This window comes from Vibrio sp. YIC-376 (assembly GCF_052353105.1).
GTDB lineage: Bacteria > Pseudomonadota > Gammaproteobacteria > Enterobacterales > Vibrionaceae > Vibrio.
Genome location: NZ_JBBWFK010000005.1, coordinates 207,598 through 221,593 on the forward strand (window position 1 = coordinate 207,598; position 13,996 = coordinate 221,593).

General features: G+C 41.8%; 14 protein-coding genes. 6 read left to right on the plus strand and 8 right to left on the minus strand.

The annotated features are described in order from the left end of the window. Positions 1-56 precede the first annotated feature (56 nt). Entirely contained in the window at positions 57-1,691 is a 1,635-nt protein-coding gene (locus tag WJM94_RS11715; protein WP_444494390.1) for an ATP-dependent endonuclease, read from the plus strand. Positions 1,692-1,822: 131 nt separating this feature from the next. Here WJM94_RS11715 and WJM94_RS11720 read toward each other — a convergent pair whose 3' ends face one another. Both WJM94_RS11720 and WJM94_RS11725 read right to left on the minus strand, forming a co-directional pair. Further along, a complete protein-coding gene (locus tag WJM94_RS11720; RefSeq protein ID WP_444494391.1) occupies positions 1,823-2,305 on the minus strand; it encodes a DUF1097 domain-containing protein in 483 nt (160 codons plus the stop codon). Positions 2,306-2,575: 270 nt separating this feature from the next. Beyond that, positions 2,576-3,481, minus strand: coding sequence for a LysR substrate-binding domain-containing protein (locus tag WJM94_RS11725; RefSeq protein WP_444494392.1), 906 nt, complete (start codon positions 3,479-3,481; stop codon positions 2,576-2,578). Between the two features lie 361 nt (positions 3,482-3,842). Between WJM94_RS11725 and focA the strand changes: the two genes are divergently transcribed. Then, positions 3,843-5,294, plus strand: a complete 1,452-nt coding sequence (focA, locus tag WJM94_RS11730; protein ID WP_444494393.1) for a formate transporter FocA — start codon at positions 3,843-3,845, stop codon at positions 5,292-5,294. An 82-nt stretch (positions 5,295-5,376) separates the two neighbouring features. On the opposite strand, the gene WJM94_RS11735 is transcribed toward focA, so the two are convergent. The 3 genes from WJM94_RS11735 to WJM94_RS11745 all read right to left on the minus strand — a co-directional run bounded on the left by WJM94_RS11735 (position 5,377) and on the right by WJM94_RS11745 (position 6,894). Continuing rightward, the gene (locus WJM94_RS11735; protein ID WP_444494394.1) at positions 5,377-5,946 is read right to left on the minus strand and encodes a YceI family protein; all 570 of its coding nucleotides are present in this window, start codon (positions 5,944-5,946) and stop codon (positions 5,377-5,379) included. Continuing rightward, positions 5,943-6,482, minus strand: coding sequence for a cytochrome b (locus WJM94_RS11740; protein ID WP_444494395.1), 540 nt, complete (start codon positions 6,480-6,482; stop codon positions 5,943-5,945). The genes WJM94_RS11735 and WJM94_RS11740 overlap by 4 nt, the downstream gene beginning before the upstream one ends. Positions 6,483-6,651: 169 nt before the next feature. Continuing rightward, positions 6,652-6,894, minus strand: coding sequence for a DUF2164 domain-containing protein (locus WJM94_RS11745; protein ID WP_444494396.1), 243 nt, complete (start codon positions 6,892-6,894; stop codon positions 6,652-6,654). A 209-nt stretch (positions 6,895-7,103) separates the two neighbouring features. On the opposite strand from WJM94_RS11745, the gene WJM94_RS11750 reads away from it, so the two are divergent. Beyond that, entirely contained in the window at positions 7,104-7,736 is a 633-nt protein-coding gene (locus tag WJM94_RS11750; protein WP_444494397.1) for a hypothetical protein, read from the plus strand. A 177-nt stretch (positions 7,737-7,913) separates the two neighbouring features. Next, entirely contained in the window at positions 7,914-8,702 is a 789-nt protein-coding gene (locus WJM94_RS11755) for an EAL domain-containing protein (RefSeq protein WP_444494398.1), read from the plus strand. A 54-nt stretch (positions 8,703-8,756) separates the two neighbouring features. Here the strand turns inward: WJM94_RS11755 and WJM94_RS11760 are convergent, their stop codons facing one another. Continuing rightward, positions 8,757-10,010, minus strand: coding sequence for a DEAD/DEAH box helicase (locus WJM94_RS11760; RefSeq protein ID WP_444494399.1), 1,254 nt, complete (start codon positions 10,008-10,010; stop codon positions 8,757-8,759). A gap of 67 nt (positions 10,011-10,077) precedes the next feature. Then, positions 10,078-10,674, minus strand: a complete 597-nt coding sequence (locus WJM94_RS11765) for an acyl carrier protein phosphodiesterase (RefSeq protein ID WP_444494400.1) — start codon at positions 10,672-10,674, stop codon at positions 10,078-10,080. A gap of 541 nt (positions 10,675-11,215) precedes the next feature. Here WJM94_RS11765 and WJM94_RS11770 point away from each other — a divergent pair. Both WJM94_RS11770 and WJM94_RS11775 read left to right on the plus strand, forming a co-directional pair. Beyond that, complete coding sequence (locus WJM94_RS11770; protein WP_444494401.1) at positions 11,216-12,646, plus strand: methyl-accepting chemotaxis protein; 1,431 nt, start codon at positions 11,216-11,218, stop codon at positions 12,644-12,646. A 207-nt stretch (positions 12,647-12,853) separates the two neighbouring features. After that, on the plus strand, positions 12,854-13,069 hold the full coding sequence (locus WJM94_RS11775; RefSeq protein ID WP_444494402.1) for a hypothetical protein: 216 nt from the start codon (positions 12,854-12,856) through the stop codon (positions 13,067-13,069). A 3-nt stretch (positions 13,070-13,072) separates the two neighbouring features. Here the strand turns inward: WJM94_RS11775 and WJM94_RS11780 are convergent, their stop codons facing one another. Beyond that, complete coding sequence (locus WJM94_RS11780; RefSeq protein ID WP_444494403.1) at positions 13,073-13,741, minus strand: HAD-IA family hydrolase; 669 nt, start codon at positions 13,739-13,741, stop codon at positions 13,073-13,075. Positions 13,742-13,996 lie beyond the last annotated feature (255 nt).

Consider the following 13,996-nt stretch of genomic DNA (forward strand, 5'->3'; position numbering starts at 1 on the left):
GCTTAGAAATAGCAAGATAACTCTCTATAATTCAAATAATTGCAAGGAGGATTGAGATGAGACTAGAACGCATCGAAATCTCCGGATTTAGGGGCATCAAACGCCTTTCACTATCTTTTGATGAAGTCACCACGCTCATTGGTGAAAATACATGGGGTAAGTCTTCATTACTGGATGCCCTATCCATCGCATTACCAATTGATGGGAAACTGTACGAGTTTGAACTCAGAGATTTTCACGTTGATTACTCAGTTTCCCATCCACAATCACAACATATTGAAATCATCCTTTGCTTTAAGGCACAAGATAAACAAGAGCTAAAGGCTGGTCGTTACCGCCGTATCAAACCAGCCTGGTGCACAAAAGATAATGGCGAACATGTCATCTACTACAGACTCAGTGGTTCACGTGTTGACCATGACATTACGACACAATACAGCTTTCTTGATGAGGACGGGAAATCAAAGCAAATTCACCATTCCGAGAAACTTGCTATCGAGTTGATGACACTTCATCCTGTTATTCGCTTGAGGGACTCTCGTCGCTTCCCTCGCTTGTCTCATGTCAATGGAGACGGTAAAAACGCTCGAATTGAAAAACGGATTGATAACACCTGTCGACGATTAGCGGCTATGCCAGGTCAAGTTAATAAGGGAGAAATTCGCAGTAGCCTTTCTTCTATGCAAACCCTGGTCGATCACTATTTTGCTTTTGGCAGCGTTAGCAGAGGTAATCCAAGACAACCAAGAGATGGCCTGTTTTATAACATCCATCCTTCAGACAAGGGCTTGAGCCAATATCTCAAAGAAACCAATGACAAACAGAGCAGATTGCTTTTAATGGGTATGCTCAATGCCTATTTGCAGGCAAAAGGCCCCACGGAATTAAGACGCTGTTCTCGACCAATATTAATCATTGAAGACCCAGAAGGTCGCTTGCACCCTACGCATTTAGCAAGAGCCTGGTCACTGCTACAGCTGTTACCAATGCAAAAGATCCTTACCACGAATAGTGGGAGTCTGCTTGGTTCCGTCCCCCTGTATTCTATCCGACGCTTGTTCCGTCTTTCCGATAGAACTATAGCTAAGAGTCTGAATTCGTCTAAATTTGGACGGGATGAACTAAGACGCATAGGATTCCATATTCGATTCCATCGGGCGGGTGCCCTATTTGCACGTTGCTGGTTGCTGGTTGAAGGTGAAACCGAAGTATGGCTTTTTAATGAGTTAGCTCGTCAATGTGGTTACGACTTGGCTGCAGAAGGTGTTCAAATCGTAGAGTTTGCACAATCCGGACTAAAATCGATTATCAAAGTCGCCAAAGAGTTTGGGATCGACTGGCATGTTGTAACAGATGGCGATGCTGCAGGTAAAAAGTACGCTCATACCGTTCGTTCGCAGTTAGAACACGATCAGGAGCGTCATCGCTTAACCGAATTACCTGACCAAGATATTGAGCATTTCCTTTACAATCATGGCTTCGAGCTTTTCTTTAAGGACATGATAAAAGTGCCTCACGATCATCAGATACCTGCCAAGAAAGTCGTGAACCGGGTACTTAAAAAGCATGCTAAACCGGACTTAGCCTTAGCAATTGTTTCTCATTGTGAAGAAAATGGCGTGGAATGTATCCCCTTACTCTTGCGTTGGACACTGAAACGCATCGTTTCGATGGCTAGTGGTAATACCTAGTGCAGGCAAATAATAAGTTAAAAAAAAAGCACACTATTAAAGTGTGCTTGTATCAAATATCAATAATTTTGATTAAAGGTATTGAGATGGATAATAGTCAATACCGAGTGGATACCAATAAGATTGGGGGTCTACTGCACTTGCTCGGTGAGCGAAGCAGAAGTAGCGGTTGATTTCGAGTGCAACCATAAACCAGTAGTTTTCATCAGGTAGCCAAAAACGCCACCTAATACAAGTGATGGAACAACAAGTTGCCAATTACCATCTGAAGCGAAAGTCGCGCATGAACCAATGAAAGTACCAGGAATGTACGACAACCAAGCTTGTTTAGCTTGAATACACATAAAAAATGCCACTACAGCTGTGATTACATAGCCAAAGATCTCTAGTCCAGCGTAAGTTGAACCATAGATAATGACCATTGCCCAGAACACACCAGTTAAATTGGTAATCAAGCTAATCGCCAGCCCTTTCAGCCCGCTTGTCGGTGAAGCAAAAAAGCTAGTACAACCTAAGAAGCCTGCCCAAGATAAAAGACCAAGGGAGATAGCAATCCACCCCCAAACGCCAGACAAAATCCCAGTCGTAATAGAAATAGCTAAAAGTGTTGTCATGGTATTCGTACCTGTTCAGCTTGTATCACACCTTTCTGGTTTGATAACTGCCTTCATATATTGAAATCAAGTACCGATACTACGGGTATCCCCCTGTCTTATCGGTGACATTGATCACAACAATACCATCATTCATTTCATGTTTTACATAATTAATTTGATGCAACCGGTAAATCAACAGATTTAGTAAATATCATAGATAGCGGTTTTCACCTTAAAATACTTGCTTAAAGGTCTGTGATTAAGTAACTAACCGAGTTGTTGACTAGCCTATAACACTGATGGCTTACCTTTCATCATTCGTAATCCTTCGCGCTTAATGCACTCTACAAGCGGATTTTCTGCCATATCAGCGCGCCATATAAATGAAAGAGTACGTTCCATTTTTAACTCGGGAACATCTAATGCAACCAGTAGGCCGGCTTCAATGTAGCGCTCAACATCCAAATATGGCAAACAGGTTAGATATTGCCCATTCGCAACCAGACTACGGAGTACCGGTACGTGTTCATACTCACGCCATACATCTAAGTCTTCGATAAGTTGACTCACTGAGCTGTCAAAGGTTTTACGTGTACCCGAGCCATGTTCACGCAGAACCCATTTGGCTTGCTCTAGCTGTGCTAAACTGACTGTTTTGTTTTTCGCAAAAGGATGATGTGAAGCAGCCACGACAGTGAGGTGATCACGGCACCAAACTTCTTGGTGTAACCGGTTGTCGTCACAACGACCTTCAATAATTCCTAAGTCGTACTTGTAATCCAGTACTCCTTCAAGCACACCTTTGGTACTTTTTACATCGAGGGATATCCTCATTTCAGGAAAGTCGTTATCAATAATACTGATAAGGTCAGGGACTAAGTGCTCAGCCGGGGTTTGACTAGCGCAAATCCGAACCTCACCACTTAGCAAATGTTGCTCGTAGAACCCCATTTCGATCTGCAAAGCGTCTTGTAATAATCGCTTTGCTTTAGGCCTCAACCACATTCCCCAATGCGTTAAAGCCATTTGTTTGCCCTGCCTTTCGAATAAAGGCCTTCCTAGCATTTTTTCCAACTGAGCCAGCGACATACTTGTCGCAGACTGTGTAAGGGCCAGTTTATCTGCGGCCTGACTTACGCTACCGGAATCGGCTACTGCATTAAAAACCGCCAACTGCTTTAGTGAATAGCGCAACGTGTCCTCCTTTACGAGCGAGTATTACTCATACTCTCACTATTTTTATAAAACAAATCATCAGACCTAAATCTCGTCATGAAGCGAGGTTCAGCTGTTTGCAAATCCTTCAACCCATTTTTTGAACCTTTCATCTCTCATCTAATTAGGCATATATACGCAACGGAATTCATTTTACTCATCTTAGGCTAGTTATCAATTGAATTGATGTGCACCTTAAACAATATCAATTTTCCCTGTAGTACTTTTCCTATTAGCCTGAGTGTGCGGCTCAGGAATGCCGTAGGAAAAACAACAATAACTTTAAATTTGAGTTTATATATCAAGGAGTTTTTATGGCATCAAAACCTAAGGAGTCAGTATGGCGGTGAGCAGTTCAGAAAGTCACCAGTATTTTTCTCCGAAAGAAATGATGGCTGAAGCAGAGAAATTTGCTCTGAGTAAATCCCAAAAGACCAGCAGTATGACGTTGAGTCTTGCCACGATGGCAGGTGCATTTATTGGCTTAGCGTTCTTGTTCTATATCACTGTTACTACAGGCAGTGCTGGCGCTGGATGGGGATTAAGCCGCCTTGCAGGTGGCGTTGCGTTTAGCATGGGATTGATTCTTATCGTCATCTGTGGCGGTGAACTGTTTACAAGCTCCGTGCTTTCAAGCATCTCGTGGGCAAACAAACAGATCACGTTCGGCAAAATGCTGACGATTTGGGGCAAGGTTTATGTGGGTAACTTTATTGGGGCAATGATTCTGCTTGCTTTAGTCACTGCTGCAGGCTTGTATCAGATGGACGGTGGCCAATGGGGATTGAACGCACTAAATATTGCACAGCACAAACTTCATCACACATTAGTTCAGGCATTCGCACTTGGCATCTTATGTAACCTGCTGGTTTGTCTGGCTATTTGGCTAACATTTAGCTCTGCCAACGCAATGACAAAAGCAGTGATGACCATCTTACCTGTAGCAATGTTTGTAAGCAGCGGTTTTGAGCACTGTGTAGCCAACATGTTTATGGTGCCACTAGGTATCGTGATCGCAAACTTTGCGCCGGAATCATTTTGGGCTTCAGTAGGCGTTCCGGCTTCGCAATACGCAGACTTAAATATCGCCCATTTTATTACGGCAAACTTAATACCCGTAACTCTTGGAAATATCGTTGGCGGCGCTGTGTTAGTTGGCTTAGCTAACTGGTGTATTTTCCGTCGACCAGAGTTAAAAGCAGCCAACATTTTCTCTATTACTAAGACAACACCACTCATGTCAGTTAAGGAATCCAACATGAAAAATAGCTCATTTGTTAAGGACATCATGAATCCTAACCCAATCACTATCAACGCAGAGATGCCTGTTGTTGCAGCACTTGATACCTTGCTTGATAACCACCTTACAAGTGCACCTGTTGTTGATTTTCACAATCGCTTGGTTGGTTTCTTCTCTGCACACGATGTGATGGTTGATCTATGGTGCGAAGATTACATTCCAGTTGAAGGTCAGAAAGTTGTCGATTTGATGTCTCGTGACGTTGTAGCGATTGATGCAGATGATCGTTTGGTGGATGTTGTAGAATTCCTGTGCATTGATAAAGACAAGCTTTTTCCAACAAGCGATATGGGCATCGCGACCCGCTTAACTACTCTCTCTCTGGAAGAGCGCGCGAAGAGTATGAAAGTCAGTAAGCCGCAAGTATTGCCAGTATTAGAGAATGGACATATGGTCGGCGTGGTAACGCGTAATGAAGTACTTAGTGCATTACGCCCTATTTACGGTGAGCGACTAAATCTCGTTGAGCAAAAAGAACTAGAATCAGCATAACAATAAAACACTAACTAAGTTAGTTGGCATAAAAAAAGCGCTCTTCAATTGAAGAGCGCTTTGTTTTACTTTAAATAATGGATTACTTCTTAACGCCTTCGATATGAAGTTCCATATCTACGTAGCTTGAAGTGCCCATTACTGGAATATTAAAGTCAGCAAGTTCTAGTCGAGTTTGACCAATGAAACCAGCACGCTCTCCGCCCCATGGGTCATTACCAGCACCAATAAACTCAGCTTCAATGTTGATAGGTTTAGTTACGCCGTGAAGTGTTAAGTCACCCGCTACGTCCAGTTTACCATCGCCTTTCTCAGTCACTTTTGTACTAGTAAAAGTCGCTTGGCCAAATTTACCTGCGTCAATGAAGTCACCGCTACGGATGTGCTTATCACGCTCTGCGTGGTTAGAGTCCAGACTAGTAGTGTCAACAACAACGTTCACTTTAGAATCAGCGATGTTGTTTTCATCAAAAGAAAAGTCACCAGAAAATGTATTAAAACGACCTTTGATGAAGCTGTAACCAAGGTGGCTAACTTTAAAGTTGATAGACGCGTGAGCCCCTTTAGTATCGATAACATAGTCCGCAGCTTGTGCACCTAAAGGTAGTGCCATCGCCAACGCTAATCCTGTAGCAAATAGTGACTTTTTCATTTTGAAGCTCCTAACATTTTTCTTAATGTGTTGTCTTTATCGATAAAGTGGTGTTTTAGTGCAGCAAGAGCATGCAAGCCTGCGATCAGGATAACTGCCCACGCTACGTAAAAATGGATAGCACCCGCAAGGTCTGATTGATTAGGGAATAATTCGCCTGCCCCTGGTACAGTAAACCAATTAAATACTTCGATACCACGACCGTCAGATGTTGAAATGAGGTAACCAGATACAAATATGGTGATAAGCAGTAAATACATCAGACTGTGCGCAAACTTAGCAGCAGTGACTTCAAGTGGCTTACCTTCTGGTTTTGGGGATGCGCTCATATGTTTCCAAACTATTCTCACCAGAGTAGCGATGGCGAGCAAAATACCGACTGAGCGATGATAGTCAGGCGCTGTACGATACCACGCACTGTAGTAACTTAGATCGACCATCCACAAACCGACTGCGAATAGGCCAACGATACATATGGCTGATAACCAATGCAGGGCGCGAGTAAGAGCGTTGTAGTTTTTTACCGATCTATCCATCTAAATTTCCAGAAGTTTTCTATGTTAATGTTAAGCAATAAACATCACATTAACCGATTTACTGCATATGGCACAGATTATTTACTATTATTTACATCCAGCCAATTGCACCATATCTACCAACCTGTTCGAAAATTTAGAACAACTAAAATGTAAGAATTTTTGAATTTTATAGTTTCACTTCTTTTTCTATCTCATAGAGTTCATCAGACACTTCAAGCATACGACTTTCTATCACTGCCTTAGCATCTTCGACCCCTTTGTTGTAGTACACTGCACCAAGTTTATCTGTTATGAAATCAATCAAAAACTCGCTATCAAACTGACCAATTTCAATACTCAATTCATCTTGCATATAGTCTTGAATCGCAGTCGCTAGCGTTTCTTTTTGCGCCCTATCTAATTTAATCATTGGTTGCCCTTTAGGTATCTGCGTTCAATTATTTCGTGTCATACAAATTTATTTTTAGAACAATCGTCGCCGAACACTTTCTTACTTTGATGGGTAGAATTCCCAATTTTGATGTTTAGATCAAGAAGTTGCCGAGCGAAATTAGTCTATTCTAAAAAGACTATGCTAACCTTCTGCCGTTAGTTTCGATAATCGTTAAGGGATAATCTTTGCTACTCGACTTAGTAATACAAAGCGTTAATGACTTTCAAGAAGACTGCCTTAAGATCTGTGAAAAGCATTATCCTGCCGTTCACAATCAGGGTATGAGCGAACACCATCTGGGGCTGGCTTTCTCAAGACGTATGGAACGGACGCTTCATCATTTTGGCCACAGTAGTGTCATCAAACCTCTCGAAGTATTAAATGCCCCCGATCTGCCACACCATTATCGCATCACGTCTGAGATAGGCACAGTTTGGGTTTTAAGCTATCACATGGTCAGCGCAGGTAGATCTTGTCGTGAAAAGATGCTCTCTTCGATTACCGAATGGCAAAGTGAATATGGATACGCGTTACAACCTAACGATCTTCTTTTTTTGGTTTGTGATCATTGGATAAGTAGAAGCAAGACTAGCCGAGAACTTTTGCATTGGTGGATGGGAGAATTACCAGAACCAATAAACGAATACACAGCTCAAGGTATAACGCTTTATACAAGTGAATCGCAACTGACTCAGTCCCTCAATATACGTTTTGACATCAATCCCTGCTACATAAAATTTGGCCATCCTTTACGTCGTTCGAACAAACAACAATTGGTACGAAAATACCTGCAACTATACGCAGTACTGCAGTGGTAACATCAAATTGCCAGCGTTAACTTATCAATCTATTCATATATTAATTTGATATGGCTCGATAAATCTGGTGGACTTTTATTAACTCTCTTGTTATTACCACTAAAGTATTAGATTCTCCTAATTCAAGTTGAGTTGATGTTCTCGCATCGCTGATAAGCATTGAACTAGGTTGTAATAATGATGAACACGTCGAAGCTGATAGGCTGTATTTCAAAACACGAAGATGGACAGTACATCGCGCATTACCAAAATTTGACGCTTAAAAGTGTATTCCAGCCAATATATAGAAAAAATCTTACGATTGTGGGCCTAGAAGCGCTTGTTCGAATCACCGACTCTAACGGAACCTCGATCCGACCGGATCAATTTTTCCATTCGCAGACGATTCCCGCCGCCGAGTTGTTGAATGTTGAACGTTTAAGTCGTTTAATTCACGTAAAAAACTTCGGCCAATCTCGTTACTGTAATAAAAAGCTGTTTCTGAACGTCCTCCCAAAAGCTGCCGAAATGATGGTTAAGGATTTATCTTATGGTCACTTGCTAAAGCAAACTATCTGTCAATCAGGCTTGAAAACAGACCAAATTGTAATGGAACTGGTTGAACTAAACACAAGCGAAGAATCGTTTCTTTATAAAGCGACGAAAGAACTTAGTCGGAGAGGCTTTAAACTAGCGATAGACGACTATGGGATAAATGCTTCAACAATTGAGCGAGCAAGGAGTGTCCGACCTGACATCATCAAAATGGATAGATCGCTGTTGCTGAAATACGAAGATGGAGATTTTTCTGCTTTGATGAGCGCACTTTCACTGGCCAAGAATTTACGCTCTAAAACCGTTATTGAAGGAATTGAAACTGAGCATCAACTTAATTTAATGAAAAAACTCGGCTTCGATATGTATCAAGGCTATTTTCTTGCGCTCCCACAACCTCTAAAGGTCTATGAGCAAGTGAAAACAGCCTGATGACTTAGTTGAACACTGAATAATTAGGTTGGCTAACTAAACAAACCACTTTAGTTAGCGACGATTTTTGCCACGGTTCTTGTGTATAGCAAGCTTAGCTTTTAGCTTACGTTTTTCCGAAGAGCGGCTTTTACGACGACCACCACCATTGTTTTCAGGTTCAACTTCTTCGATTAAGCTTGGTTCAAATCCAGTTAGCCACTCTTGAGGCAATCGTTGGTCTAGCAAGTTTTCTATAGCATGTAATAAATATTCTTCGTCTCGGCTCATGAGAGATACAGCAAGCCCAGAATTGCCAGCGCGTCCAGTTCGACCTATACGGTGAACATAATCTTCTGCTTTAAAAGGCATATCAAAGTTTACAACTTGCTCAAGCTCCTGAATATCCAAACCACGAGCAGCGACATCAGTAGCAATTAATGCACGAATTTTACCTTGTTTAAATTCGTCTAATGCGCGCTGGCGAGCACCTTGAGATTTGTCTCCGTTGATCGACACCGCTTTGATGCCATCCAACTTTAGCTCTTTTGCAAGTTCATCACTTCCCTGCTTGGTTTTCGTGAAAACCAGAACTTGTTGCCAGTTACGTGAACCGATTAAGTAAGCCAGTAATTCACGCTTACGCTTTTTATCTACGGGATAAACCATCTGTTTAACCGTTTCGGCAGTCGTATTTGGCGGTGTCACTTCGACTTCTACTGGAGACTCCATCAGCTTATAAGCGATAGTTTTAATACGCTTTTCGAATGTAGCAGAAAATAGCATGATCTGTTTTTCTGCCGGCAAACGACGCAGTATGCGTTGTAAATCTGGCCAGAACCCCATATCTAGCATTCTGTCTGCTTCATCCAAAACAAGCGTGGTCGTTTTTGAAATGTTTACATTGCCGTTAAACAAGTGATCCAACAAACGACCTGGCGTGGCAACCAGAATATCTGCACCCTCTTCGAGTTTGTTCTTCTGTACACCAATACTCGTACCACCGTAAACACATACAATTCGTAGCTCAGTTTTTGATGCGTACTGAGTCAGGCTGTCAAAGACTTGCTGCGCCAGCTCGCGCGTAGGCACCAAAATCAATGCTTTTGGCGTTCCGTTTAGTTTTTCTTGCTGAACCCTTTGGATAATAGGCAGACCAAACGCAGCCGTTTTACCTGTACCAGTTTGCGCCGCAGCAAGAAGGTTTTTACCCTCAAGCACATGGGGAATCGACTTTTCTTGTACTGGTGTTGGCGTGACAATATTTAAATTGCTCAGGGTTTCTACCAATTTTTGTTCAATGCCAAGGTCAGCAAAATTAACGGACATGATAAACCTCATAATTTTTGGAGCGCAGAGTTTACCAGAGCGCTTCTGACCATACTACCTTTTGACTCTATGCATTGATTAATTGCTTGTGATACTCAAGTGCCTGAACAAGAACATCTTGGTAGAGGACAGGAAATTTTGCTTCTAAAGCCTCATACTCTTCCTCTAATACCGAAAATGTGGTCGTAAGATCCGCCATTCTTGGACTTCTCTGAGACATTCTGTGCAGTGCAAATTCTATATTTTCCAGATCCTGATAGGACTGAAGCCATCCACCGCTCCACATCCTGCTGTGCAGCAATAGAAATCGAGGCGGTAAGCCATCAATTACTTCTCGGTCGACCTGTTGGTGCGCATAATTAACAAACTGATCAAGTGGTCCCTGATAGAAGAGATCCCAATGCTTGGCTAAACAGTGATCCCAAAACATATCCAACGCAATAGGAGCGAATCGGCGTGCAACACCAGTAAAGTGAGGTTTGCACTCTTCAACGATGGGATGTTGATCGGTGATGCGGTCGACAAAACGGTGGAGTTTGATGCCATTAGATATTTCGGATTGATACTGCTTGCTTGGATCTCCTTTCACGAAGTCTCCAAGCAAGTTTCCTAATAAATGACTATTGCAGTGGTCTGCGATGTGTAAATGGGCTAGAAAGTTCATTCGACGCCATGTTCGCCTTTAAGCCTGATGCGACATGAACTTAGTATAACGTCTACGATGATGAATTGAGAATACGTGCAGTACTATTCGGCTTCGTTTTCTGAGCCGAAGTACTCGGATAAGAGAATGCCAATTTCAAGCGCATCAAGCAGCTCCAGACTCTCATCATTTTGGTATTGGTCGCTCATTGTGACCTCCTTTACTTAATTATGAAGCGTTCTTGCTTCTTCCAACTGACACTGATCTTTCCAATTTTCTGCCAGCGATTCCTTTTTATAGTCTTTATAAGACATATTTATGACAGTGAGAAGTAAAGATTTTTAATCCTTTGAACAAAACCAAAAGTAATCGATTGCATATCGATTACCTCTAATGTTTTTGTCTTATCCATCGAATTATTGAAATCTATAAGTTGACATAGATCTCATTTATAAAGCTGCAAATCAGTTTTATTACATATTTTAATGAATTGCATCTCACGTTTTCGCTGGAAGTGACGATAAAGAATGATAAATACCTTACATCTCAAATGGAGTGTTAAATGAGAGAAGTTGAGTTTAGAACGATAGATCGACTGTTTATTAAGATGTCTATTAACGACAAAATCTGGGTTATATTCCTACTATTTTTAGTTGCCCTTACTTCTATAGCGGGAAGCCGCTACTACAATGAAGTAGTTCAATTTGAACAGCAATCTATTAAAGTTGCTCAATCAAGGCTTGCCGGGATCATCGAAGCACAACCCGTAGACATTTATCAAATTGCTGGCATCAATAAAGCCAGTAGTCTGCAACAGAACCTTTTTCAAGACGGCTTTGTCACTGTCTATTCAACCACTAACACTAATGAGATCGTTAAGTATTCGGATGATATTGCTACTGAATACGAAGAAGCTAAGTCCAACGCCCTAACCTCACTTCTTCTCAGCTTTATCTGGGTAATACCATTTGCATTGTTTTGCTACTGGGTTGCTACTTTCATTGGAGGGGCACTTTGGGTGCTTTACACCACTACTCAGAAAATCGGTGAAGGTGATTTGACCTCTCGTCTTGGATTTCACCCTGGACGCGATGAGTTTGGAACGATTGGATGCGCACTCGACAAATCAATGGATACACTTACAGAGCTCGTCAATAGCGTAAAAGATAGTGCAAATACATTGAGTGAGACCTCTTCAGCATTCGAAAGTGACATGCACCTAAGTGCGACTCAGATATCTCACCAATATCAAACCCTGGATTCCGTCGCGACTGCAATGGAAGAAATGACGGCGTCAGCAAAAGAAGTCTCAAGTATTTCTCAACAAGCGACTACACAGTCTGATCGAGACGCACAAAAGATCGAACACAGCCGTGGTCGAGTGCAGAATGTCATTGCAGAAATCGACACGCTTTCAGGCTACATTGAACAAGCTGCCACTTCAGTGACGCATTTAAATGAAAACACCACTCAAATTAATGATGTCATAACAACCATCAATGCAATCTCAGAGCAAACTAATCTTTTAGCACTCAACGCGGCTATTGAAGCGGCCCGAGCGGGTGAACAAGGTCGTGGCTTCGCTGTTGTTGCTGACGAGGTACGAACCTTGGCAAGCCGCACACAACAGGCTACGGTAGAAATCCAGGCGATGATAGAGAAGCTACAAATTGAAAGCCAGAATATCGCTTCTATCACCGACCGTACGGTGAAACAGGCACAAACCAGTAGCCAGTTAATAGATGAGGTTGGTCACGATATTTCATCTATCGCTGAGTCTGCTCGTTCTCTAATGGACATGAGTATTCAGATATCGACTTCGGCGGAAGAACAGAGTGCAGTCGCCAACGATATTGCATCTGAGTTGACAGACATACGTACACAATCGAGTACGATTAGAGAAGTCGCAGAACAATCAACCATTGGTGTTGCGAACTTAACCAAAGCGTCCGCCAATCTAGGTGAGGTGTTACTTCGTTATAGAACCAAATAGTTATTTTAAATCGTGACTAAAATGGGCTCCTGAAAAGGAGCCCATTTTTTGCACTCAATTATGTTTGAACAGAGCAACCAATTGACGTAAATCAATTTTTTGAAGTGAATCGAAAGAACGCTTTGTATCTGATGAAATAATGTTCATCAAGATTTTGTTCCGCTATGCTTGAACTAACCAATTCCAATTTGCTGCTGGAAAAACAATATGAATAATTACAACGATGCAAAAGACAATCAAAACCTAAACTGCCCTCTATGCCAATGTGACGAATATTTAATATCTTCGGATGGCGAAAAGTTCACTTGCGCGGCTTGTGGATTCCATACCAAAAACTTCTCTTCAATTCAGTGCTTACATCAAACACCTTACTTACAATCTAAACTCAAGCACATTCATAGCCCGAGCCGAATGCGCCACTAGGTTTTAAATTGAGCAGCTTAAAAGCTGCTCTTTTAATTCGTCTAAATGCTGGATTTGGATAACACGTTCATCATCAACGCGATTTACCTCTTCGCCGTTAAATAACTGTACTGTTTTAATACCCGCGTTCAGCCCTGCCTCAACTCCCTTTGGAGTATCATCTATATAAAGACAATCACTAGGCAGGAACCCCATGTTCATCGCACAGTACATGAGCAAATCAGGTTCAGGTTTCCAGCTATTTGCCTCAAAAGCAGAAAACACCTTTCCTTTAAAAGCCTCTGACAAACCTGTTAACTCAAGAGCATACTCGATTTTATCTCTTGGTCCATTAGATGCGACACAATATTCAATGTTATGAAAATCAAAAAACTTAAGCAGGCGTTTGGCACCATCCATGGGCTGTAAATGACGTACAAATAACTTCTGCACTTCTTGGCGATACTCGGGCTCTAAAACTTCAATTGGGACATGGATATTCATCAGCTTTTTAGTATCAATAAGAATATCGGCAAGTTTTCCACCTTTGAAATGCGCCAAGCATTCTTGCATGCTCAACTGAGCACCATGCTGGTTAAACACATTGACCAAAGCTTGGCAGCACAAGCGCTCACTATCAACCAGTGTTCCGTCACAATCAAAAATTACGCATTTTATATTGTTAATAGCCATAGAATTCCCCTGAACGCCTCAAAAATGTCGCTGACCTATTTTATTTTGTAGGTTAATAATATTTGAGTTTAGGATTGTTTAAACGATGGGCTTGGCATTTCACATAAATGGCATCGAACAATTATCTATTTTTAAAGCAAGATCACCGATTTCTCTCTAAATAGCAGTGAAACCGTGTTCTTTTCAATAAGATGTCCGGCACGGGGAAAATTGAGGTATTACCTTGATATGTTAATGAAAGGGAGAATTAAGAAG

Excerpts from the sequence above, each read along its gene's own strand:
- WJM94_RS11715 (WP_444494390.1), top strand. The coding sequence starts at position 57 with ATGAGACTAGAACGCATCGAAATCTCCGGATTTAGGGGCATCAAACGC.
- WJM94_RS11720 (WP_444494391.1), bottom strand. The coding sequence starts at position 2,305 with ATGACAACACTTTTAGCTATTTCTATTACGACTGGGATTTTGTCTGGC.
- focA (WP_444494393.1), top strand. The coding sequence starts at position 3,843 with ATGGCGGTGAGCAGTTCAGAAAGTCACCAGTATTTTTCTCCGAAAGAA.
- WJM94_RS11735 (WP_444494394.1), bottom strand. The coding sequence starts at position 5,946 with ATGAAAAAGTCACTATTTGCTACAGGATTAGCGTTGGCGATGGCACTA.
- WJM94_RS11740 (WP_444494395.1), bottom strand. The coding sequence starts at position 6,482 with ATGGATAGATCGGTAAAAAACTACAACGCTCTTACTCGCGCCCTGCAT.
- WJM94_RS11745 (WP_444494396.1), bottom strand. The coding sequence starts at position 6,894 with ATGATTAAATTAGATAGGGCGCAAAAAGAAACGCTAGCGACTGCGATT.
- WJM94_RS11755 (WP_444494398.1), top strand. The coding sequence starts at position 7,914 with ATGATGAACACGTCGAAGCTGATAGGCTGTATTTCAAAACACGAAGAT.
- WJM94_RS11760 (WP_444494399.1), bottom strand. The coding sequence starts at position 10,010 with ATGTCCGTTAATTTTGCTGACCTTGGCATTGAACAAAAATTGGTAGAA.
- WJM94_RS11765 (WP_444494400.1), bottom strand. The coding sequence starts at position 10,674 with ATGAACTTTCTAGCCCATTTACACATCGCAGACCACTGCAATAGTCAT.
- WJM94_RS11770 (WP_444494401.1), top strand. The coding sequence starts at position 11,216 with ATGAGAGAAGTTGAGTTTAGAACGATAGATCGACTGTTTATTAAGATG.
- WJM94_RS11775 (WP_444494402.1), top strand. The coding sequence starts at position 12,854 with ATGAATAATTACAACGATGCAAAAGACAATCAAAACCTAAACTGCCCT.
- WJM94_RS11780 (WP_444494403.1), bottom strand. The coding sequence starts at position 13,741 with ATGGCTATTAACAATATAAAATGCGTAATTTTTGATTGTGACGGAACA.